A 21,848-nucleotide genomic window follows, 5' to 3' on the forward strand; every position below is an offset into this window, starting at 1 on the left:
CGGGAATAGTCGTTTCCCACTACACCCGCCGCTAAGCCTCGCCGCGCCCCTGGCCGGTGTGCCGCCGCTGCTTGTCACCTTCTGAACAGACCGGCGTGCAGGCCGAGTTGTTCACGAGGTGATGTGGGCGAGGCTGCGGTTGAGTGCGCTGCCGGGGCGTCCGGTGAGCTCCTCCCAGGTGCCCTCCTCCGTGATGCGGCCGGCTTCGAGGACGGCGATGCGGTCGGCGCGGCGGATGGTGGCGCGGCGGTGGGCGATGACGATCGTGGTGCGGCCCTCCTCCCGCAGCGCGGCCGCGATTCGGGCGTCACTGGCGTTGTCCAAGTGGGCGGTGGACTCGTCCAGTACGAGGACTCTGGGCCGGGCGAGCAGCGCGCGGGCGAGGGCGATACGGGCCCGCTGGCCGCCGGACAGGGTGGATCCGCGCTCACCGACGAGGGTGTCCATCGGGGCGATCCGGTCGACACCGCACAGGCGGGCCGTCGCGGCGAGCAGGTCGTCGTCCGCGTCGGGTGCGGCGAGCCGCAGGTTCTCGGCGAGGGTGCCGTGGAAGAGGGGCGTCTCCTGGCCCACCAGTGCGACGGCACGCCGCAGTTCCGCGTCGCCGATGTCGCGTACGTCGACGGGATCGCCGTCGGCGGGAATGAGCTGGACCGCTCCCTCCGACGGGTCCCAGAAGCGGGCCAGCAGGTGCGCGCAGGTCGATTTCCCGGCGCCCGAGGCGCCCACGAGAGCCAGCGTCTGCCCCGCCCGGACGGTCAGCTCGACGCCGTCCAGTACGGGGCCGCCCCCGTAGTCGAACCTCACCCGGTGCAGCCGCACCCCCAGCGGGCCGGGGGGCAGCGGGCGCGGTGCGGCGGGTGGCGGGGCGAGCGCGGGAGCCTTGACGGCCGCGTCGACGCGGGAGGCGGCGGCGCGCAGCGTCACGGCCTGGCTCAGGGCACGGGCCGACTCCGCGACCGGACCGAGGACGGACAGGGCGAGCGCCATCGCCGCCGGGGCCCACGCGCCGTGCAGCCGGCCGGAGGTCACGGACTGGGCCGCAGCGGCCACCACGCCGAGGACGGCGGCCACGATGAGGAGGTCGCGGACCGCGGCGGCGACCGCTTCCCGCACGGCCTCGGCACGCTGGGCGTCGCCCACCTCCCGTCCCCTGCGCGCCAGTCGGCGGCGTCGTGCGGCCAGGGCGCCGAAGGCGAGCAGTTCGCGCAGCCCGTCGACGGTCTCCACCGTGTCGGCCGACAGCCTCGCGACGGCCGTCCGGATGCGGCCGCCGCGCGCCGCGCGTCCGCGCGCGTCGGCGAAGGGGGCCGCGGCGAGCAGCGCGGCGACCGGCAGCACGGCCGCCGCCAGCCAGGGCTCCACCGTGGCGAGGACCGCGGTGCCGCCGGTGAAAACCGTCGCGGCAGCCAGGAGTTGGGCGGTGGTGTGGGCGTAGAAGAACTCCAGCGCCTCCACGTCGGCCATGGCGGTGGCGGCCAGGTCGCCGCTGCGCCGGCCGGCGACACGGGCGGGTGCGCTGCGGGCGAGTCCGTCGAAGACGCGTACGCGCAGCGCGGCCAGGACCCGGTAGGCCAGGTCGTGTGACAGGTCCATCTCGCGCCAGGTCGTCAGGGCGCGTACGAGGACGAGGGCGACGAGTGCGGTGGCGGTGCCGGCCGAGGGGGTGTGCCCTTCGATGACGGCCGTGCCCACGGTGTGCGCGGCCAGCGTCACCAGCGCGACGAGGGAGCCGTGTTCGAGGACGGCGGCGGCGCAGGTGCGGGCCGTCATGGCGCGGTGCCCGGCGAGGGCGGGGAGCAGAGCGCGCAGTGTGCCCCGGCCGGGCACGCCCGTGTCGGTGCCGGCGGTGGTGGCGGTGTCGGTGGCGCTGCTCATGCGGCGAGTTCTCCTCGGTGGGCGTGGCCGGCCTCGACGAGTCGCGCGTAGACGCCACCGGCTGCGACCAGTTCGGCGTGGTCTCCGACGGCGTCCACCCGTCCCGCGTCGAGGACGACGATGCGGTCGGCGTGCCGGACGGCGGCGAGCCGGTGGGCGACCACCAGGACGGTCCGGCCGCTCGCGGCGTTCAGCAGTTCCCGGACGATGTCCGCCTCCCGGCGTTCGTCCACCGAACTGGTGGCCTCGTCGAGGACGAGCACCGGCGCGTCCGCGAGCAGGGCCCGGGCGAGGGCGAGCCGCTGGCGCTGCCCGCCGGACAGGGTGGCGCCGCGTTCGCCGAGGAGGGTGGCGTAGCCGTCGGGGAGGGCGGTGATCTCGTCGTGGATGCCGGCGACGCGGGCCGCGCGCGTCAGGTCGTCGTCGGTCGCGTCCGGGCGGGCCATGCGCAGGTTGTCGGCGATGGTGGCGTGGAAGAGGTACGTCTCCTGGGAGACCACGGCGATGCCCTGCCGCAGCGATTCGAGCGCGTACTCGGTCGTGGGGCGCCCGTCGAGGGTGATCCGGCCGTCCTGCGGGTCGTGATGGCGCAGGAGCAGGGCGAGGAGCGTCGACTTGCCCGCGCCGGACGGGCCGACGATCGCGGTGGTGCGTCCCGCCTGCGCGGTGAAGGAGACGCCGTGGAGGGCGGGCTCCGGTGCGCCGTCGTACGTGAAGGTGACGTTCCGGAAACCCACGGCGGGTGGTACCGCCCAGCGCGCGGGGGCCGGTCCGGTGTCCTGGACGGCGGGCTCGGCGGTGCGCAGTGCCGCGATCCCGTCCGCGGCCGACACGCCCAGGTAGCCGGCGTGCCACTCGCGGGCCAGGTCGCGGACGGGGCGGAAGCACTCGGAGGCCAGCAGCAGCACCAGGTAGGTGCCGGTCGCCGTGGTGGAGCCGGTGGCGGCCGACCAGGAGGCGAGGAGCGCGGCGGCGGCGGTGCCGCCCTGGACGGCGAGGTCGGTGATGCCGGTGTCGACCAGGGACACCCGCAGTTTGGCGACGGTCGCCCGGTGCAGCGCCGCCGAGCGCCGCTCCAGGCGTTCACGGGTGCGGCCGACCGCGCCGGCGGCACGCAGGGCGGGCATGCCCTGCAGGGCCTCCAGGTAGTCGGCGCCGAGTCCTTCGTAGGTGTCCCAGTGCTCCTTGCCCCGTGCGGCCAGGAGCCGGTCCCAGGCGCGCGGCCCGGCCAGGGCGAGCAGCAGGGCGGGGACGAGACCGAGGAGGGCCGCGGGTTCGACCGCGGCGACGGCGGCGAGCACCAGGGGCGGCACGGTGAGGGTGATCAGGAGCTGGGGCAGGTAGCGGGAGACGTACGCGTCGACGCCCTCCACCCCGTCGACGAGGGTGGTGCGTACCGCCCCGGCGCGCGCGGTGGTCAGATGTGCGGGGCCCAACTGTCCGAGGTGGGCGACGAGTTCGTCGCGCAGGTCCACCCTGACCCGGGCTCCGGCACGGGTGGCGGTGCGCCGCTGCGCCATGGCGAGGCCGGCGCGGGCGGCGACGACGGCGAGCACCGCGCCGAGCAGCCACGGGAGCCGGCCGGTGGCGCCGCGGGCCAGGTCGGCGAGCGCGACGGCCAGCAGTGCGGCCTGCGACAGGTGGGTGAGGGTGACGGCGCCCTGGAGGACGGTGGCGGTGAGCAGGGGGCGCCGTGCGCGCAGGGCGGCGCGGCGCAGTTCGGGGTGGACGATCACGTGGTGTTCTCCTCGTCGGCGTGGCGGGTGCCGAGGGCCAGGGCGTGGACGATCCAGTCCCGGCCCGGCGCGGCGCCCAGCGCGGCGCCCAGGTCGGCCCGCTGCCAGGAGCCGACGGGCCGGGCGGCCAGCCCGTGGCGCAGGGCGGTGACGTGGGCCAGGTGGACGGCGAATCCGGCCCGCAGGTGGGTGCGGCGGATGTGCGGCGCGTCGGCGTCCGCGGGGCAGCCGTGGGCGAGGAGGACGGCGCCCGCGTCGGCGATCCACGCCTGGCCCGCGGCCCAGGCCGCGAGCGTCGGCCGGGCGTCCCCGGCGGCGCGCCGGCGCAGTGTCGTGCCCTCGGTCGACAGTTCCGTCAGGCCGGGCCGTGGCGGGCCGACGGCGGCGCACCAGCGCAGGTCGCCACCGCCCGCCCGTGCGGCGGTGGCGAGGACCGCCCGCAGCGCGTCCGGGGGTGGGGTGCCCGGCAGCGGTGGCGGGGCGCTGCGGCGGGCCAGCAGCTCCTCGGGGGTGGGCGCGCTCGCCGACGGCCGGGGGCGTGGTGCACCGCCGGGCCCGCGCACCGGGCCGCGCGGAGGGATGTGTACGGCGGCGAGCGGGTTCTCCGCGAGTCCGTCCAGCCGTGGCTCGGGCTTGCCCGTGGCGAGTGCGCGGGACGCGAGGCAGAGCGCCGCGGCGGCGTGGCCGGTGTCCAGGAGCAGCAGGGGCCAGGCGCGGTGGCCGTAGTGGGAGACCGTGCGGCGTGCGGTGACGGAGAGTTCGGCGGTCACGCCCGGTGGCGTGCCGTCGGGTGGCGGGCCGAGGTGGTGGACGCGGTGGCGCAGTGGGTCGTAGCCGTAGCGGCCCGGCGGCAGGGAGCAGCCGGTGCCCACGACGAGTTCGGTGTCCACCGGGTGCAGGGCACCGGCGGAGGATGCGGGCCGCAGCCGCCCGGAGCCGTCCGAGGCGGCCAGGGAGAGGCGCAGCAGGGCGTGCAGATCGAGGTCGGCCGGGCCGGCCGCCGGTATCGGGCGCGGTGGCCGCGGCCAGGCGGGGACGGCGGGTCCGGCGGGTGTGCCGGGGCCGGGAGGCTCGGAGGTGCGGGCGCGGGCGAGCGCGGCGGTGAGATCCGACGGGTGGTCCTGACGGGCGTGTTCCACGGCGGCCCTCACATGTGCGGCGGAGGCGCCAGCGTGAAGTCCTCCGGCGCGGTGGGCGCGGTCGTACGCCAGCCCCGTCGGACGGCGGCCTCGGCGAGCCGCGGGCAGCCGAAGTAGCCGAAGGCGGCGGGGGCGTTGGGGAGGAGCCCGGAGACGAGGACCCGGGCGACGCGCAGGGCTGTCTCGGCGACGTCCTCGGTGGTGAGGTCGAACGTCATGACACGGTGGCCGCCCGTGTGCAGCGCGCTCTCCAGCCGTTCCCGGTTGCCGGGCTCGACCGCGTCGACCGGCACGGTCCCGTGGGCGGGGTCGGTGAAGCGGCGGGCCTCGGCCGCCATCCGTTCGTCCAGCCACACCTGGACATGCGCGCCCAGGTCCCGCACATGCTCGAACCGCGGGCCGCACGCGTCGAGATAGCGGCCGTCGGCGCGGTGCTCCAGGTAGAGTCCGCGGGCGAGCAGCCCGGCCTCGACGGCCTGGAAGACCCAGCCGTCGGAGTCGGTGAGGCCCTGGGTGAAGACCCAGGTGTGGACGGCTTCGAGAACCGCTTTGCGGGCGGCCTCGGCCGGGTCGTACTTGCAGGCGAAACCGGCCGCGTACAGGCCGAGGCGCGGGTCGTGGACGAGCGCGGCCATGCAGGGGGCGAACTCCGAGGGCATTTCGACGAGGTGGACATCGAGCGCGGATCCGGCCAGGTCGTCCTCGAGGCCGGGCACGCTGGCCGGGTCGATGCCGCGGGCCGGTCCGTCGAGGTGCCACCACAGTTCCAGGGCGTCGCGTTCGACGATCTCCAGCAGGGCGCGTTCGACGGCGTCTTCGAGGCCCCGCCCGGTGGCGATGCCCGCGTAGTTGAGGTGGTGGGTGCGAGGCAGCTCGCGCAGGTCGCCCTGGCGCCAGTTGAGGTGGGTGAGGGCGACGGGCGCCCAGACCTCCTCCGTCCGTCCGCCGGGCAGCCGCTCCGTACCCCGCGTCCAGAGGGCCGGGGTGTCGGCGGTGAGGCGGCGGTAAGGAAACTTCTCGCGGGTGTACTGCCACTGCGCGTAGGCGGGCAGGTCGTCGGGGCCGTAGAGCCGCAGGCCCTTCTCGGCCAGTTCGGCCGCGGTGGCGCGCAGGGGGGCGTCGGGGTGGCCGGGCGGCGGCACGCGGTTGCCGCAGTACCTTTCCACCCCCTCGGCTATCGCGGCGACACGGGCCTGCTCGGGGTCGCCGAAGGTGGTGCCCAGGGAGACCCGGTCGGCGGGCCACAGACCGAGTCTGCGGGCGTCGGATATCTCGGCGGTGAGCGCGGTGTAGCGCGGCGGTGCGCCAGCGGGGTGTTCTACGGGCTTCACCTTGCGGACGATGCCGCAGACGGGGTCGACGAGTGCTTCCAGCGGCAGCGCCGTCATCGCAGGATCTCCTTGGCGGGCTCGGTGGACGTGGGACGGGAAGGGAGCACGGGAAGCCTCAACGCCACGCTCTCCGGGTCGACTTGCCGCCGGGACGCGAGCAGCCGGGCGGTGGTCGTCGGGTCGTCACCGGTGTGGGGGTTGCGGGCGTGGGCCGGGAAGTGGTGTCCGGCGATCTCCAGGCGCAGCCGTGTGCCGGCCGGCAGCCGGCGCGCGATCCGGCCGAGCTCGATGGTGAACTCGCTCTCCCGGTCCGCCGGTTGCTCGCGTCGCAGGACGCCGACGGCGAGTCGATCGGCGGTGCCTTCGGGTGTGAGGGCGACGAGCCGGGCAGCCCAGTCGGCGGACGGGGTGTCGGCGGTGGCCCGCAGCCGTACCCGCGCCGATCCGACGACGTCGAGCGGGCGCGGCAACGGCGGGCCGGCCAGCAGGCAGCGGTCGGGGCGTCCGCCGGTGGGGACGGTCAGGTCGTCGGAGCGGACGGGCCGGTCGGGGTCGGCGGTGAAGTCGGCGCCGTGCAGCAGCCGCAGCCGCTGCGTGCGGGGCTCGCCGTCGGTGCCGGCGGGCAGCCACAGGTCGCCGCCGCCCAGCGCCAGCGCGCCGTGGCGGCCCGGGGCGAGCTCGCCGGTCAGGGCGCGGTGGGCCCAGCGTACGTACAGGTCGCCGAGGTTCACCCGGTGGGCGGGCCCCGCGTCGGTTCCGGGCGCGGCGACGAGGCTGTGCCCCCAGGGGCCCAGCAGCAGCCGTGCCGAGGGCCCGCCCCAGGCGTGCCACAGCGCGACGGTGTCCTCGGTGAAGTGGTCGTGGTGGCCGCCCACCGCGAGCAGGGGCATCGTGGCGTGCGCCGCCCGCGACACGAGCCGGCCGCGGTCGCGATGCCGCCACAGGCCCGCCCAGGAGGGCAGATCCCGGCCCAGCCGCTCGGGAAGGCCGGTGAGCGGCAGATGGGTGAGCAGCCCCGGGTCGGCGGCGAGGGCCTTGCCCAGCGCGCTCTCGTCGGAGTCCCGTCGGTCGCCGTGGGCGGCCCACCAGCCCGCGCGGGCCAGCAGCCGTTCCACGCCGGAGGGTTCACGCGCCGTCTCGGCGACTCCCAGGGCGGGTACGGCGGCGATGACGGCGTCCGGGCGGGCGTCGCCGGGCGCTTCGAGAGCGAGGACGAGGGCGCAGTGGGCGGCGTAGGAGGCGCCGACGGCGACGAGCCGTCCGTCGCTCCAGGGCTGCCGCCTGATCCAGCGGGCCGTCGCCGTCCCGTCGGCGGTCTCGTGCCGGTACGGCTGCCACTCCCCCGGCGAGCCGAACCGCCCCCGCACGTCCTGGACGACGGCGGCGAGACCCCGGCGGGCCCAGCCGCGCGCCTCGGCCCGGTGCCGGGCACGGTCGTAGGGGGTGCGCAGGAGTACGGCGGGGAAGGGGCCGTCGCCGCCGGGGAGGCGGACGTCCGTGGCGAGGCCTTCGACGGCCGCGCCGATGGAGGTCGTCGGTGCTTCCTCGGCGATGGAGCTCATCGGTCCTTCCTCGGCATCGGTGCGACGTCGGGCACCGGGAGGACGGGGTGTTCGGTGACGGTCAGCGTGCGCAGGTCCACGCGTCGGAGCCGCCGCCGGGCCGGGAGGCCGGCCGGGTCGGGGGCGCCGGTGGCCCACCGGCCGAGGTCGTCGGCGAGCAGAGCCGCGAGCAGCGCGGCGGCGGGCACGGTGAGCCTGACCGGTGCTCCGGAGGTGCGGGGCCCGCTCCAGTAGGCGGCGAGCTCGCGGTGGGCGGGGGTGGCGGCGAGTCGGCGAGCCCGGATGTGGGCGGCGGTGACGTCTCCGGGGGCGGCGGCGAGGGGTTCGACATACGCCTGCCAGCCCTCGCGGTGGCAGCGCAGCCAGGCGACCCCGTGCTCGGGCAGCCGGTCGGCGGCCTCCCACAGGCCGTCGGGTACGGGTCCGTCGAGGCACCACACGACGGCGGCGGGGTCTCCGTCGACCAGATCCTCGATCTTCCCCGGTGACGGGTCGGAAGCGGTCACGGCCGGAGTCGTTCGCGGCTCGGCGCCCAGTGCGGTCAGGTGCGCGGCCAGCGGTTCGGTCAGTGCCGGGGCTCCCAGGAGCCGGACGTCCCGGCGGGCGGCGGGCCACTCCACGTGCTGCGGCTCGTCCATCAGGTAGCCGGCCTGCTCGAAGGCCCCTACGACGCGGCCGAGTTCCTCGTCCAGTGGGGCGGCGGTACCGCCGGAGAGCAGGGCGAGCAGGGAGTCCTGGTCCGCGTCTTGCGTCCTGACGCTGAGGAACTCCCCGTCCGCGGTTCGGACGGCTAGGCCCCGCCCGGGCACGGTGACGACTTCGACACCGGGTACGAGCCGGCTGCGGAACACGACGATCCTCCTGAGACGAACGGGGCCTGGGACGGGTGCGGGCCCGCCCGGAAGGCAACGGGCGGGCCCACGGTCGAGGGTGCTGTGCCCTCGCTTACTCCTCGGTGTCCTCGAACGGGTTCTCGACGAGGGCGTTGGAGTGGGAAGCCGAGTCGTGAGCCAGCTGACCCGGGTCGGCGATCGGCGCGAAGACCTGCTCGTTGTCCATGAACTCTCCTTTTTTCTACGGGGAGATGCGGCGTTCGGTCGATCGCCGCACTGAAGGCACTAATGAATATGATTTTCATATTCCAGCGGGGAGAGGGTGATCTGGGTAACACACCGGCCAGCCCCCCTCGGGATCCCGGCCGACCCGGCCGGCCACCTTCAGCACGTCCGCCAGCAACCCCGGCGTGACGACCTCCTTCGGCGTTCCGTCGGCCACCACCCGGCCGTCGCGCAGGGCGACGACGCGCTCGGCGAACCGGGCGGCGTGGGCCAGGTCGTGCAGCACCATCACCACGGTCAGCCCGCGTTCCTCGCGCAGACGGACCACCGTCTGCAGCACGTCGAGCTGGTGGTGCAGGTCCAGGTAGGTGGTCGGCTCGTCGAGCAGCAGGACGCGGGTGTCCTGGGCGAGCGCCATCGCGAGCCGCACGCGCTGCCGTTCACCTCCGGAGAGCGCGTCGACGTCACGGTCGGCCCACTGCTCCACCCCGACGTCGCGCAGCGCCCGGTGCACGACGGGGTCGTCGCCCTCGCGCAGCATGCCCAGCGGGCCACGCGCCGCGTAACGCCCCTGCCGCACCAGGTGACGCACCGTCATACCCGGTACGGCGGGCGCGGACTGGTGCAGCAGCGCCACTCTTCGGGCCGTGGCGCGCCGGGAGAGCGCGGCGAGGTCGTCCCCGCCGAGCAGCACGCGCCCTCGATCGGGCCGCAGCAGCCCGGCGGCCAGCCGCAGCAGGGTCGACTTGCCGCAGCCGTTCAGGCCTATGAGAGCGGTCAGTTCGCCCGGCCCGACGGTCATGTCGACGCCCCGCAGCACGGGTCGTGCGGGGTAGCCGAAGTGGACCCCCTCGACGTGGATCCCCACGGACTCGCTCATGATCTGTCCTCCGTCGACTTCAGAACGAACGGCTCGGCGTGCGGCGCACGACGACCAGCAGCAGCGCCGCACCGAGGCAGGCGGTGAGCGCCCCGACCGGCAGAGTGAGGCGTGCGGAGTCCAGCGCCGCGGCCAGCAGCCGCGAGGACAGCTGGGCCACGGCGTCCGCCCCGCACACCACGACCGCGCCCACCAGGGCCGCGCCGGGCAGGCTCACCCGCAGGTCCGCGCCGAAGAGGGCCACGGCCAGGTGCGGGACGAGCAACCCCACGAAGCCCAGCGCCCCTACGGCCGCCACCGCGCCCGCCGTCAGCGCCACCGCGCACGACAGGGCCAGGGTCCGGGCCCGCCGCGCGGAGAGCCCGGCGGCGAGGGCGATGTCGTCCCCGCAGCGCAGCAGGGTCAGCGGGCCGGCCAGCAGCCAGGCCGCGGCGCCCCAGACGAGCGCCCACGGCCACAGCAGGTGCCAGTGCTGCCACACCCGGCCCTCCGTGGTGCCCAACAGCCACTGGACGACGCTGCCGAGTTCGCCCGGCTCCACGAGGAGCACCATGGCGGTGAGCCCGCCGAGCACCGCCGACACGAGCACGCCGTGCACGGCGGTCTGCGCGGGATCGCCACGGCCACGGCCGGCGAGCAGCCACAGCAGCGCGGCTCCGGCGCAGCCGCCCGCGCACGCGGCGAGGACCACGGCCAGGGGCGAGTCCCACCCGGCGAGCCCCAGAGCCGTCGCGGTGACGGCCCCGAGGACCGCCCCCGGCGTCACGCCCGTCACCTCAGGTCCGGCGAGGGGATTGCGCAGCGCGGACTGCAGGACCAGCCCGGCCACCGCGAGGCAGGCGCCCGCGCCCAGGGCCACCAGCGTTCTGGGCAGGCGGAGCCGGAGGAGGATGTGGCGTTCCGTCATGTCGCCACCGCCGCCCAGGACGTCCCAGACGACGCCCGGGGACATGCCGCGCCCCGCCACCAGCTCCAGCCCGGCGCACACGACGGCCAGTGCCGCGAGTGCGGCGAAACGACGCTTCACCGTGCGGCCTCCGTTCCAGTCGGCTCGGAGGGGGCCGGGGAGGCGCCCCTGGGACCGTGGAGCCCGGGCTCGTCTCCACGAGCGCGCTTCCGCGTGGAACCCTTCGCGCCTGGGCCGCCCGACCGCATCAGAGCGACCCCGGCCGGCACCCCCAGCAAGGCCGTCCAGGCGCCGGCCGGCGTCTCCACGGGTGCCAGCGCCAGCCGGGCCGGGACGTCGGCGACCGCCACGACGACGGCACCCCAGGCGGCGGACCACGGCAGCCAGCGCACGGCCCCCGTCGCGGGGTTGAACCACCGGGCGAGGTGCGGGGCGAGGAATCCCACCCACGCGACGGGCCCGCACACAGCCGTGACAGGCGCGATCAGCAGCACGGCGATGGCGAGCGCGGCCATGCGTGCCCGCTGGGCGCGCACACCCAGCGCCTCGGCGTCCTCGTCGCCCAGCCGCATCACCGAGAGCACCGGCGCGCACAGCACGAGGGCGGGGGCCGCGACCAGCAGCCACGGCCACAGCCCCGCGACGTCGTCCCAGGTCCGGGCGGAGAGGGAGCCCAGCAGGTAACGGTAGATGAGCTGGAGGTCGAGCTGGTCGGCCATGACCATGAGGACGAGGAGCGCGGCCTGCAACGCAGCGGCGACGGCGGCGCCGGTGAGCAGCACCGCGGACGGGCCGCGTCCGAGCCCGGCGGCGAGCAGGGTCAGCCCGCCCCCGAGCGCGGCCCCGCCGATGGCCGACAGGGGCTGGACGACGGCGGGCAGCGACAGGGTCAGCACCAGTGGCGCGGCGACGCCCAGCGCGGCCCCGGACGAGACACCCAGCATCTCCGGCACCGCCAGGGGATTGCGCAGCGCCTCCTGGAGCACGAGCCCCGCCGCGCCCAGGCAAGACCCGGCGATCAAGGCCAGGACCAGCCGGGGCACGCGGAGTTCGGTGACGACGATCCCGGCGAGTGTGGTGTCCCCGTCCAGCACGGCAGCGGCGAGCCGGTGCGGTGGGACGCAGGGCGTGCCGAGGCTCAGTGCGCACACCGACGAGACGGTCAACAGCACGACGACGAGGAGTGGTTGCCACCCCCGCCCAAGAGGCGAGGGCCGCGGGACTCCGGCCGCCGGGCGATCCGCCGCGGCAAGCCGCGAGAAGGGCGCCCTCACCGCAGTGCGGCCGTGGCCTCGTCGATCACGATGCCCAGCGAACGGGTACCGCGCCCCTTGGCCCACACCTCCGGGTCCACCTCGTGGACGTCGCCGTTCCGCACTGCCGGGATCTTGCCCCAGAGCGGGTTCTCGGCCAGCTTCTCCGAGAGCTTGCCGTCCGCGTCACCGAAGCTCATCGTCTCGACGAACAGCACGTCGACGCCTTGGGCGAGGATTTCTTCGAGGCTGTAACTGCCCTCCACGCCACGGGACTTCCACGGGTAGTCGGAGAACCTGGGGAACAGGCTGGCCGTCACGTCGGCCTCCGGGGTGGCGACGCCGAAGTTCTCGTCACTGCCGTAGATGACGAGGGCGGTCTTCCCGCTCGGCGTCCGCTCGGCCTCGGCGAGCTTGGCACGGAAGGCCTTCTCCGCCCTCTCCCCCTCGGCGGTGCGGCCGGTGAGCGCGGCGACGTCGCGCAGGTACCCGACGCTGTCCTCCCACGTCTCGGGCTGCATGGCCCAGAACGTGGTGGCGCCCTTCAGGGCGGGGGCGAGCTTGCCGTGGGTGTCCCCCAGGCCGATCACCAGATCCGGCTTGTGGGACAGGATCGCCTCCACCTCCGGGGCGATGAACCCGCCGGGTATGACGTCGACCCGCCCGGCCTTCTCCTTCCCGAGGAAGCGGGGATGGGCGAGCAGCGCGCTGTTGGTGGCCGTCGGGACGATGCCGAGTTCGGTCAGGATGTCGTCGCAGAGCGCGAAGAGGCAGACGATCCTCTTCGGCTCCTTGTCGGGGGAGACCTCGACACCGTTCGTGTCGGTCAGCTCCGTCGCCGCCTTGATGGGTTCGACGGTGACCTCTGTCTTGGTGGCGGGCTTGGCGGTCTGGTCGTCACTGGCGGGCTCGTCGGCCGACGAGCCGCAGCCGGCCAGGAGGGAACCCACCACCACTGCGGTGATCCAGGTGCGGACGAATCTCGACGGTGAGCGCAGCATCGATGCCCTCGCTTCTTTCAGGGACCGGGAACGCACCGAAGATACATGATAATCGTTTTCACATTCACTTGACGGCTCCCTTGGAGGACCCCATGCCCACCGACGCCCTCGCACTGCTCGTCTCCGACCACATGGACGGCTCCGTACACGTGCTGACCGTGCCGGACGGAACCGTCACGGGACGCCTGACGGGGCGTCATCTCTCCGAGCACGCCGGGTTCCTGGCGCTGCCTGGAGGGCGGGTGGCCTGCGTCGACGACCGCCGGGGAGAACTCCTCGTCCTCGACCCCTTCGGCGACCGGCTCGTCGAATGCGCGGTCCCGGTCGCCGTGCCGGCCGAACACCTCGCCGCCGACCCCTCGGGACGCCTGCTGGCCGTGACGACCGGCCTGGGCGGGAACACCGAACCGTGGTCGGACCTGCTGACGGTCGTCGACCTGGCCACCGGAGAGGCCGCGCGCATACGCACGCGCGTCGGCGAACCGGGCGTGACGGTGCTGGGCGGAGGCGAACCGCTGGTCGTGCTGCGGCACCGGGAACCCGGGGCGCTGGCCGTCCACCGGTTCGCGGACCTCCTCGCGGCTCCGCCCGGCTGCCCCGCGGTCACCCCGCACGCGATCCTGCCGCTGCCGCACGACGGACACGGCGACGCACAATCTCCGGGCTCAGGGCAGGTGTTCGCGGCGACCGGCGAAGGAGTGCACCGGGCGCGAAGGGAGGGCGACGGGCTCGTGGCCGAGGCGGTGATTCCCTGGGAGTCGCCCGCCCGGGGCTGGTACCTGCGCCTCGACGCACACCGGCGGACGCTGTGGAGCACGCTGCGCGGTGGTGCCCCGGACCCGCTGCGCTGGCCGGAATGGACCAACCAGGCGTGGCGCCACGACCTGGAGGCGGGCCGTACGCTCCGCACGGACCTCGGGCCCGGCCTGGTCTTCCGGCTGGCACTCGCTCGGCGCCACACCGCCTTCACCCGAATCCACCCCGACGGCGACGAGCTGATCCTGCTGGGCGCCCACGACCGTGTCCGGCGCGTCCCCCTGCCCGCCATGGACGGCGCTCCCCGGCGCGGCGGCACCCCGTGGGAGGGAGTCCAGCGCCGCGCGGTGGCCGCCTCACCCAGCTCCGACTGGGTCGCCGTCACTCGCGGCGGCCACGGGGAAGTGCACATCGTCGACGCGGAGACGGGGCACGAGGCGGCCCGTCCGCGGTTGAGCACGCCGCTGCACCACGGCGGCCATGTGATGCTGCGCGGCCTGAACGACGGTGCCGAGGGCGATCCCGTGGGCCGGTGAGCTGGTGCGCGCCTGCCTCGATGTGGTTACCTGACTGCATGACCGTGCTCGTGACCCGCCGCCACGTCGACTACGTGCGTGTCACCACCACGGGCTGTTCCGCCGTGAGCTGACTTCTTCCTCCGGCGTCCGACCAGCACTTTCCCACCACACCGCGCTGACCGCTGCCCCGTCCGGGCGCCTGCTCTCAGCCTGCGGTGCGTTCGCGTTCCCGGTCGCACCTGCCGTTCCCCGAATGCCCATCGCGGGCTTCGCCGTACTCACCCAAGGGAGCACCATGAGCCAGCCCCTCGACTCCGTCACCGCCGGCCACACCGCCGAGGACGGGCCCGCCGGACCCGACACCTCCGCTTGGTCCTTCGAGACCAAGCAGATCCACGCCGGTGCCGTACCGGATCCGACGACCGGCGCCCGGGCGACGCCGATCTACCAGACGACGTCGTTCGTGTTCCGGGACACGCAGCACGCCGCCGACCTGTTCTCGCTGGCGGAGCCCGGCAACATCTACACCCGCATCCACAACCCCACCCAGGACGTCCTCGAGCAGCGCGTCGCCGCCCTGGAGGGCGGGGTGGCGGCCGTGGCGCTGTCCTCCGGGCAGGCCGCGGAGACCCTGGCGATCCTCACGCTGGCGAGCTCCGGCGACCACATCGTCTCCAGTGCGTCGCTGTACGGCGGCACGTACAACCTGTTCCGGCACACGCTGCCGAAGCTGGGCATCGAGGTGTCCTTCGTGGACGACCCCGACGACATCGAGGCCTGGCGGGCTGCCGTCCGGCCGAACACCAAGGCGCTGTTCGCCGAGACACTGGGCAATCCGCGCGGGAACGTGCTGGACGTGCGGGCGGTCGCCGACGCGGCTCACGAGGCGGGCGTCCCGCTGATCGTGGACAACACGGTCCCGACTCCCTATCTGCTGCGGCCCATCGAGCACGGCGCGGACATCGTCGTGCACTCCGCGACCAAGTTCCTGGGCGGGCACGGGACCGCGATCGCCGGTGTGGTGGTCGACGGCGGCACCTTCGACTTCGGCGCGCACGCCGAGCGGTTCCCCGACTTCACCGAGCCCGACCCCAGCTACCACGGTCTGCGGTACTGGCCGGCGCTCGGTCCTGGCGCCTTCGCCGTCAAGCTGCGGGTGCAGTTGCTGCGCGACCTCGGACCCGCCCTCTCGCCGCACTCCGCCTTCCTGCTCCTGCAGGGTGTGGAGACGCTCAGCCTGCGCATCGAACGGCACTCCGCGAACGCCCAGGCACTCGCCGAATGGCTGGAGCAGCGCGACGAGGTGGCCGCCGTGCACTACCCGGGACTGCGGTCCAGCCGCTGGTACGAGGCGGGGCGGAAGTACCTGCCGCGCGGCGCGGGTGCCGTGGTCTCCTTCGAGCTGCGGGACGGCGTCGAGGCGGGCAAGCGGTTCGTGGACGCCGTCGAGCTGTTCAGCCACCTCGCCAACATCGGCGACGTACGCAGCCTCATCATCCATCCGGCGTCCACCACCCACAGCCAGCTCGACGAGGAGCAGCTGGCGGCCACCGGCACCTCACCCGGCCTGGTGCGCCTCTCGGTCGGCATCGAGAACCTCGCCGACCTCAAGGCGGACCTGGAGGCCGGGTTCCGCGCGGCGAAGAGCGCGTCCTGAACACCGTACCGCGGCCCTCACGGGGCCCCCTCCCGCCGGCCTCCGGGGCCTGGCGGGAGGGGGACCCGCCGGGGCGTCGCCAGTGGTACGTGCGCGAGGGTCCGCTTCCGCTGGAGTCCGGTGGTGAACTGCCGGGTGTCCGGCTGGCGTTCGAGACCTGGGGGCGTCTCGCGCCTGACCGGTCGAACGCGGTGCTGGTGCTGCACGCCCTCACCGGCGACAGCCACGTGGCCGGGCCCGCCGAGCCCGGGCACCCCACGCCGGGCTGGTGGGACGGGCTCGTCGGCCCCGGGCTGGCGCTCGACACGGACCACTGGTTCGTCGTGGCCCCGAACGTGCTCGGCGGCTGCCAGGGCAGTACCGGGCCGTCCTCACCGGGCCCCTACGGCCGGCCCTGGGGCGGCGACTTCCCGTTCCTCACGCAGCGCGACCAGGTCGCGGCCGAAGCGGGGCTGGCCGACGCGCTGGGCATCGACCGCTGGGCGCTGGTCGTCGGCGGATCGATGGGCGGGATGCGGGCGCTGGAATGGGCGGTGTCGCACCCTGAACGGACGGACGCGCTTCTGCTGCTCGCCACGACGGCCGCGGCGAGCGCCGAGCAGATCGCCTGGGCGAACGTCCAGTCGCATGCCATCCGCTCCGACCCGGACTGGCAGGGCGGCCACTACCACGACACCGGCCGGGGCCCCCGGACGGGCCTCGGCCTGGCCCGGCGGCTCGCCCACGTCACCTATCGCAGCGAGCCGGAACTCCAGGTCCGCTTCGGCCGCTTCCCCCAGGGCACGGAAAACCCCTGGAACGGTGGCCGGTACCAGGTGGAGTCCTACCTCGACCATCACGCGGCCAAGCTGGTGCACCGCTTCGACGCGGGCAGCTACGTCGTGCTGGCGGAGGCCATGAACAGCCACGACATCGGTCGCGGGCGCGGTGGCGTGCGCGCCGCCCTGCGCCGGGTGACGGCCAGGACCCTCGTCGCCGGGGTCGGCTCGGATCGCCTCTACCCCCTGTACCAGCAGGCCGAGTTGGCGGTGGGCATCACCACGGCCGACGACCTGCGGGTCGTCGAGTCACCGTACGGCCACGACGGCTTCCTCATCGAGGTGCAGCAGGTCGCCACGCTCGTGCGCGAGCTGCTGCACGCTGCGCCCGACCACGTTCGACGGGCTCACACCGGGCAGCCTCACGATGATCGTTCCAATTGACGGACTCCTCTTGGTGATCAGCCTCGACTGCGGTAGAAATAAGCCATGATTCCCGAGCCCTTGGTGCGACGCCTGGTCATCGACCTGTGCCGACGCCCGGGCTCGTGTTGTTGCTGACCTGACCCTTTCCCGCACGCCCCGCCGCCCAGCGTTCCCATCCGGCGAGGGCGGTTCCCGCACCCTGTCGCAGGGTGCTCTCTCCATCTGGTTCAGCATCACTCACGCCCGGGGCCGGCCGGCCACCCATGTCTGTCGACGACAGCCGCTCGTGTCCCGGCGCCCCATGGAGGACACCCCTTGTCCGCGTCGCCTTCCCCGTCCAAGACCGAACAGATCAAGCCATCCACCGGCATCCCGCCCGCGAAGAGATCGTGGGCACGTGTACGTCATGTCGCGCTGCCGTTCGGCTCGCTCCTGCTCTTCGTCGCCCTGTGGCAGCTGGTGGCGGCGAGCGGGACGTGGAGCGAGACACTGGTTCCGCCCCCGGCCAAGGTGTGGGACGCGTTCGTCGACGTGTCCACCACCCACGACGGCGTACGGGGCTACAACGGCACCCTCCTCGTCGAGCACCTGGGCATCAGCCTGCGGCGCATCGCGATCGGAGCAGGTATCGGCATCGCGCTCGGGGTGCTGTTCGGCCTGCTCATGGGCACGGTCGGCTGGCTGCGCTCGCTGTTCGAGCCCTGGATCACCTTCCTGCGGACGCTGCCGCCGCTGGCGTACTTCTCGCTGCTCGTCATCTGGCTGGGCATCGACGAGGAGCCGAAGGTCACGCTGCTGGCGGTGGCCGCGTTCCCTCCCGTGGCGGTGTCCACCACCACGGCCGTCGCCGCCGTACCGAAGAGCCTGATCGAGGCCGCCCGCGCGCTCGGCGCGTCACGGTGGCACGTCGTCAGGGACGTCGTCGTCCCGTCCGCCCTGCCGGAGACGCTCACCGGGGTCAGGCTCGCCGTGGGCGTGGCCTACTCGTCCCTCGTCGCCGCCGAGCTGGTCAACGGTCTGCCCGGGATCGGCGGCATGGTGAAGGACGCCGCCAACTACAACAACACCCCCGTGGTGCTCGTCGGCATCATCGCCATCGGCGTCTCCGGCCTGGTCATCGACGGCCTGCTCCTCCGGCTGGAGCGCGCGGTCGTGCCGTGGCGCGGTCGCGCGTAACACCTGTTCCCCCTCTTGCACAGAAACGGCTCCGCCATGTCTCGTCTCCCCCAAGGTCCGTCCCGCCGCCTCCTGCTCGCCGGTGCCCTGGCCGCCGTCTCCGCGGCCGTCACCGGCTGCTCCTCGGACAGTGAGGCGTCGGCGTCCGGCGCCGCCAAGCGGCTGCGCATCGGCTACTTCGCTTTCCCCAGCGGCGACTTGATCGTGAAGAACAGGAAGCTCCTGGAGAAGGCGCTGCCCGACCACAAGATCTCCTGGATCAAGTTCGACTCCGGCGCCGCCGTCAACCAGGCCTTCATCGGCAAGTCCCTCGACATCGCCGCGCTCGGCTCCAGCCCGTTCGCCCGCGGGGTGTCCGGCGGCTCGCCCATTCCGTACAAGGTCGCGTGGATCCTCGACGTCGCGGGAGAGAACGAGGCCCTGGTGGCGCGCAAGGCCACCGGTGTGTCCGACGTCGCCGGGCTCAAGGGCAGGAAGATAGCCACTCCCTTCGCCTCCACCTCCCACTACAGCCTGCTGGCGGCGCTGGAGGCGGCCGGCCTGAAGCCGTCAGACGTGGAGCTCATCGACCTGCAGCCGCAGCCGATCCTCGCCGCCTGGCAGCGGGGCGACATCGACGCCGCCTACGTCTGGCTGCCCACGCTGGACGAACTCCGCGAGACCGGCACCCAGCTCACCAGCAGCAAGGAGATCGGCGCCGCGGGCAGACCGACCCTCGACCTGGCCGTCGTGTCGGACGACCTGATCGCCAGGGACCCGCGGGCGATCGACGCCTGGCGCAAGGCGGAGGCGGAGGCCCTGCGCCTGCTGAAGTCCGACCCCGAAGGCTCGGTCGAGGCCGTCGCCGCCGAACTCGGCATCAGCGCCGCGGACGCCGAGGCCCAGCTGCGGCAAGGGGTGTTCCTCACCCCGGAGCAGGTGGTTTCCGCGGACTGGCTGGGCACCGACGGCAGCCCGGGCAAGCTGCTCACGTACGTCACCGACACCGGCCGTTTCCTCGCCGACCAGAAGCAGATCGACGCCGTGCCGTCCGAGGACGCCGTCCGCAAGGCGTTCTACCTCGAGGGGCTGTCCGATGTACTCAAGTGAGACCGGCGAGGCCACGGAAGCGGTGGACGTCTCGCGCGCCGGATCCGTCCGTCTCGACGACGTCACCCACCGGTACGGCCGGGGCGGCGAGGTCTTCACCGCCGTCGGGCCCGTCGACCTGACCGTCCGGGCAGGCGAGTTCCTGGTCCTGGTGGGTGCCTCCGGCTGCGGCAAGAGCACGCTGCTGCGGCTGATCGCCGGCTTCGAACGGCCCACGCACGGCTCGGTACGGGTCTCCGGCACCGAGCCGCGGCCCGGCGAGGCGGCCGGCGTGGTGTTCCAGACACCGCGGCTCTTCCCGTGGCGAACCGTCGGGGGAAACATCGATCTGGCGCTGCGGTACGCGGGCGTCGAGCGCGCCCGACGGCCCGAGCGGCGGGCGGAGTTGCTGGCCCGGGTCGGTCTCGAGGGTACCGAGAAGCGGCGTGTCTGGGAGATCTCCGGAGGCCAGCAGCAACGCGTCGCCATCGCCCGGGCCCTCGCCGCCGAGAAACCTCTCCTCCTGCTCGACGAACCGTTCGCGGCGCTGGACGCGCTGACCAGGGAGCGGCTTCAGGAGGACGTCCGCCGGGTGACCGACCGGACCGGGCGCACGACGGTCTTCGTGACGCACTCGGCGGACGAGGCGGTCTTCCTCGGCTCCCGCATCGTGGTGCTCTCCAGAAGCCCGGGAACCGTGGCCCTGGACCTGCCGATCGGCTTGCCGCGCGGCGACGTCGACGCGGAGGAGCTGCGCGGCTCCCGCGAGTTCACCGAGCTGCGCGCGCAGGTCTCCCACGCGGTCAAGTCCGCCGCGGCGGCCTGATCCCCGTAGACCCAGAGACCGCAGACCCTCAGACCGTAGCCCCGTAGCCCCGTAGCCCCGTAGCCCCGTAGCCCCGTAGCCCCGAAGTCAAGAAAGGACACACAAGTGAGCATCCTCAGCGAGCGGCCCGCCGTGGCGGAGCTGCCGATCATCGAACTCGGCCCGCGCTTCGGTGCCGAGATCCACGGCATCGACCTGGCCCGCCTCGACGACGACGGGGTCCTCGCCCTGCGTGAAGCCCTCGTCGCGTACAAGGTGCTCTTCGTCCGCGGCCAGCACGGCCTCGACGACGACGCACAGATCGAGTTCGGCCGGCGCCTGGGCGAGGTCACCGTCGGACACCCGGTCCACGACTCCGGTGACGTGGCCCCCGAGGTGTACTCCCTGGACAGCCAGGACAACGGGTTCGCCGACGTGTGGCACACGGACGTGACGTTCGTACGGCGGCCCCCGGCCATCTCCGTCCTGCGGGCCGTGGTGCTGCCGCCCAACGGCGGCGACACCAACTGGGCCGACAGCCAGCTCGCCTACGAGTCGCTGTCGCCGGGCCTGCGGGCGTACGTCGACACGCTCACCGCCGTCCACGACGGCACCCGCGAGTTCGGCTACTACCTGGCCCAGCGCCGGCAGGGCCGCGGCAACCTGTGGGAGGGCGAGGTGTTCACCCAGCTGACGCCGGTGGAGCACCCGGTGGTGCGGGTCCACCCCGAGACCGGCCGCAAGGGCCTGTTCGTGAACCCGGGCTTCACCTCGCACATCGTGGGCGTCTCGGAGTACGAGAGCCGGGGCCTCCTCGACATCCTCTACGCCCACCTCACCAAGCCCGAGCACGTGGTACGGCACCGCTGGCAGCCGGGTGACGTCGCCCTGTGGGACAACCGCAGCACGGCCCACTACGCCAACCGCGACTACGGCGACCGGCATCGGGTCATGCACCGCATCACGCTGCGCGGGGACACTCCGGCCGGCCCGGGCACCTTCTAGAGACGTGCCGCGGTCCGGACGAGGCCGGCGACGGCTCGGGAGCGGCTGTGGGCCGGCCATGCGATGACCGTCGTCACCGTCGGCGCGTCCGGCACCGGCACGGCGACAAGGCCGTCGCGCAGATGGTCCCGGCCCGACTCGGGCACGATCGCGCAGGCGCGGCCGAGCTGGATCAGCTGGATCAGCTGGGTGTGGTCCCGCACCTGCGGGCCGGGGCCGTCCGGGTACCTGCCGTCCCGGCCGGGCCAGCGTGGCAGCGGCAGGTCGGGCAGCTCGGCGACCTCGGCCATGCGCAGGTGGGGCCGGCCGGCGAGGGGGTGGCCGGCCGGCAGGATCACGATCTGTCCCTCCGTGCGGAGTTCCTCGGTGTCGAACCCGGCCGTCGCGTCGAAGGGCCGGTGCAGCAGTGCCACGTCGGCCCGGCCGTCCCGCAGCAGCTGTTCCTGCTCGCCGATCCCGCACAGGAGCACGTCGACGGTGACCGCGTCGGGTTCGGCGGCGTAGTGGTCGAGCAGTTTCGCCAGCAGCTCGTTGGACGCGCCGGCCTTCGCGGCGAGGACCACGCCGGGGTGGCCGGTCGCGGCGAGGGCGGCGCGGCGGGTACGGCGCTCGGCGGCCTCGACCGCGTCCAGTGCCGCCCGGGCCTCCCGCAGGAGCACCGACCCGGCCTCGGTCAGGGTGACCGCGCGGCTGGTGCGTTCCAGCAGCGTGGCGTCCAGGCGCCGTTCGAGCAGGCGGATCGCCCGCGACAGCGGGGGCTGCGCGATCCCGAGCCTTTGCGCGGCCCTGCCGAAGTGCAGCTCCTCGGCGACGGCGACGAAGTACCGCAGCTCACGCGTCTCCACGCCGCCATGCTACCGGCCCCGACGGGATCGATACCCGTGCGGTATCGCCGCGCACCCGATCGGTGTTGGACCGCTCCGCCGGGGCCCGA

Annotated in this window: 19 protein-coding genes; 7 read left to right on the forward strand and 12 right to left on the reverse strand. The window is 74.1% G+C overall.

What is annotated here, in order from left to right:
* Positions 1-111: 111 nt before the first annotated feature.
* The 11 genes from AMK31_RS07935 to AMK31_RS07980 form a co-directional block, all read right to left on the reverse strand.
* Positions 112-1,878 carry an ABC transporter ATP-binding protein gene (locus AMK31_RS07935; protein ID WP_079186760.1) on the reverse strand — a complete coding sequence of 589 codons (1,767 nt, stop codon included), beginning with the start codon at positions 1,876-1,878 and terminating at the stop codon, positions 112-114.
* Positions 1,875-3,614 (reverse strand): ABC transporter ATP-binding protein/permease, encoded by a 1,740-nt coding sequence (locus AMK31_RS07940; protein WP_073939678.1) that lies wholly within the window; start codon positions 3,612-3,614, stop codon positions 1,875-1,877. The genes AMK31_RS07935 and AMK31_RS07940 overlap by 4 nt, the downstream gene beginning before the upstream one ends.
* Positions 3,611-4,753, reverse strand: a complete 1,143-nt coding sequence (locus AMK31_RS07945) for a hypothetical protein (RefSeq protein ID WP_079186790.1) — start codon at positions 4,751-4,753, stop codon at positions 3,611-3,613. The genes AMK31_RS07940 and AMK31_RS07945 overlap by 4 nt, the downstream gene beginning before the upstream one ends.
* Before the next feature lie 8 nt (positions 4,754-4,761).
* Positions 4,762-6,141, reverse strand: coding sequence for a YcaO-like family protein (locus tag AMK31_RS07950; protein ID WP_073939680.1), 1,380 nt, complete (start codon positions 6,139-6,141; stop codon positions 4,762-4,764).
* A complete protein-coding gene (locus tag AMK31_RS07955) occupies positions 6,138-7,646 on the reverse strand; it encodes a CocE/NonD family hydrolase (protein WP_073939681.1) in 1,509 nt (502 codons plus the stop codon). The genes AMK31_RS07950 and AMK31_RS07955 overlap by 4 nt, the downstream gene beginning before the upstream one ends.
* On the reverse strand, positions 7,643-8,497 hold the full coding sequence (locus AMK31_RS07960; RefSeq protein WP_073939682.1) for a hypothetical protein: 855 nt from the start codon (positions 8,495-8,497) through the stop codon (positions 7,643-7,645). Before AMK31_RS07960 ends, AMK31_RS07955 begins: the two co-directional genes overlap by 4 nt.
* 94 nt (positions 8,498-8,591) lie before the next feature.
* Complete coding sequence (gene amiA, locus AMK31_RS41405; protein WP_241270818.1) at positions 8,592-8,705, reverse strand: streptamidine family RiPP; 114 nt, start codon at positions 8,703-8,705, stop codon at positions 8,592-8,594.
* Between the two features lie 75 nt (positions 8,706-8,780).
* On the reverse strand, positions 8,781-9,584 hold the full coding sequence (locus AMK31_RS07965; protein WP_198948447.1) for an ABC transporter ATP-binding protein: 804 nt from the start codon (positions 9,582-9,584) through the stop codon (positions 8,781-8,783).
* A gap of 19 nt (positions 9,585-9,603) precedes the next feature.
* Positions 9,604-10,611, reverse strand: a complete 1,008-nt coding sequence (locus AMK31_RS07970) for a FecCD family ABC transporter permease (protein WP_073939683.1) — start codon at positions 10,609-10,611, stop codon at positions 9,604-9,606.
* On the reverse strand, positions 10,608-11,642 hold the full coding sequence (locus AMK31_RS07975; protein WP_241842577.1) for a FecCD family ABC transporter permease: 1,035 nt from the start codon (positions 11,640-11,642) through the stop codon (positions 10,608-10,610). The genes AMK31_RS07970 and AMK31_RS07975 overlap by 4 nt, the downstream gene beginning before the upstream one ends.
* A 119-nt stretch (positions 11,643-11,761) precedes the next feature.
* Positions 11,762-12,745 carry an ABC transporter substrate-binding protein gene (locus tag AMK31_RS07980; protein ID WP_198948448.1) on the reverse strand — a complete coding sequence of 328 codons (984 nt, stop codon included), beginning with the start codon at positions 12,743-12,745 and terminating at the stop codon, positions 11,762-11,764.
* Positions 12,746-12,837: 92 nt separating this feature from the next.
* On the opposite strand from AMK31_RS07980, the gene AMK31_RS07985 reads away from it, so the two are divergent.
* From AMK31_RS07985 to AMK31_RS08015, 7 genes are all read left to right on the forward strand, one after another.
* The gene (locus AMK31_RS07985; RefSeq protein ID WP_073939684.1) at positions 12,838-14,037 is read left to right on the forward strand and encodes a YncE family protein; all 1,200 of its coding nucleotides are present in this window, start codon (positions 12,838-12,840) and stop codon (positions 14,035-14,037) included.
* Between the two features lie 277 nt (positions 14,038-14,314).
* Positions 14,315-15,676, forward strand: a complete 1,362-nt coding sequence (locus AMK31_RS07990) for a bifunctional o-acetylhomoserine/o-acetylserine sulfhydrylase (RefSeq protein WP_073939685.1) — start codon at positions 14,315-14,317, stop codon at positions 15,674-15,676.
* A complete protein-coding gene (gene metX / locus AMK31_RS07995; RefSeq protein ID WP_073940111.1) occupies positions 15,673-16,878 on the forward strand; it encodes a homoserine O-acetyltransferase MetX in 1,206 nt (401 codons plus the stop codon). The genes AMK31_RS07990 and metX overlap by 4 nt, the downstream gene beginning before the upstream one ends.
* Positions 16,879-17,211: 333 nt before the next feature.
* Positions 17,212-18,036, forward strand: coding sequence for an ABC transporter permease (locus AMK31_RS08000; RefSeq protein WP_073940112.1), 825 nt, complete (start codon positions 17,212-17,214; stop codon positions 18,034-18,036).
* Between the two features lie 36 nt (positions 18,037-18,072).
* Positions 18,073-19,125, forward strand: coding sequence for a taurine ABC transporter substrate-binding protein (locus tag AMK31_RS08005; protein ID WP_073939686.1), 1,053 nt, complete (start codon positions 18,073-18,075; stop codon positions 19,123-19,125).
* Entirely contained in the window at positions 19,112-19,930 is an 819-nt protein-coding gene (locus AMK31_RS08010; RefSeq protein WP_073939687.1) for an ABC transporter ATP-binding protein, read from the forward strand. The genes AMK31_RS08005 and AMK31_RS08010 overlap by 14 nt, the downstream gene beginning before the upstream one ends.
* Before the next feature lie 105 nt (positions 19,931-20,035).
* Entirely contained in the window at positions 20,036-20,914 is an 879-nt protein-coding gene (locus tag AMK31_RS08015) for a TauD/TfdA dioxygenase family protein (protein WP_073939688.1), read from the forward strand.
* Here the strand turns inward: AMK31_RS08015 and AMK31_RS08020 are convergent.
* The gene (locus tag AMK31_RS08020; RefSeq protein ID WP_073939689.1) at positions 20,911-21,759 is read right to left on the reverse strand and encodes a LysR family transcriptional regulator; all 849 of its coding nucleotides are present in this window, start codon (positions 21,757-21,759) and stop codon (positions 20,911-20,913) included. The two genes, AMK31_RS08015 and AMK31_RS08020, sit on opposite strands and share 4 nt — an antisense overlap.
* Between the last annotated feature and the right edge of the window lie 89 nt (positions 21,760-21,848).

Source organism: Streptomyces sp. TSRI0107 (assembly GCF_001905845.1).
Taxonomy (GTDB): domain Bacteria; phylum Actinomycetota; class Actinomycetes; order Streptomycetales; family Streptomycetaceae; genus Streptomyces.

Excerpts from the sequence above, each read along its gene's own strand:
- AMK31_RS07935 (WP_079186760.1), bottom strand. The coding sequence starts at position 1,878 with ATGAGCAGCGCCACCGACACCGCCACCACCGCCGGCACCGACACGGGC.
- AMK31_RS07950 (WP_073939680.1), bottom strand. The coding sequence starts at position 6,141 with ATGACGGCGCTGCCGCTGGAAGCACTCGTCGACCCCGTCTGCGGCATC.
- AMK31_RS07955 (WP_073939681.1), bottom strand. The coding sequence starts at position 7,646 with ATGAGCTCCATCGCCGAGGAAGCACCGACGACCTCCATCGGCGCGGCC.
- amiA (WP_241270818.1), bottom strand. The coding sequence starts at position 8,705 with ATGGACAACGAGCAGGTCTTCGCGCCGATCGCCGACCCGGGTCAGCTG.
- AMK31_RS07965 (WP_198948447.1), bottom strand. The coding sequence starts at position 9,584 with ATGAGCGAGTCCGTGGGGATCCACGTCGAGGGGGTCCACTTCGGCTAC.
- AMK31_RS07980 (WP_198948448.1), bottom strand. The coding sequence starts at position 12,745 with ATGCTGCGCTCACCGTCGAGATTCGTCCGCACCTGGATCACCGCAGTG.
- AMK31_RS07985 (WP_073939684.1), top strand. The coding sequence starts at position 12,838 with ATGCCCACCGACGCCCTCGCACTGCTCGTCTCCGACCACATGGACGGC.
- AMK31_RS07990 (WP_073939685.1), top strand. The coding sequence starts at position 14,315 with ATGAGCCAGCCCCTCGACTCCGTCACCGCCGGCCACACCGCCGAGGAC.
- AMK31_RS08005 (WP_073939686.1), top strand. The coding sequence starts at position 18,073 with ATGTCTCGTCTCCCCCAAGGTCCGTCCCGCCGCCTCCTGCTCGCCGGT.
- AMK31_RS08010 (WP_073939687.1), top strand. The coding sequence starts at position 19,112 with ATGTACTCAAGTGAGACCGGCGAGGCCACGGAAGCGGTGGACGTCTCG.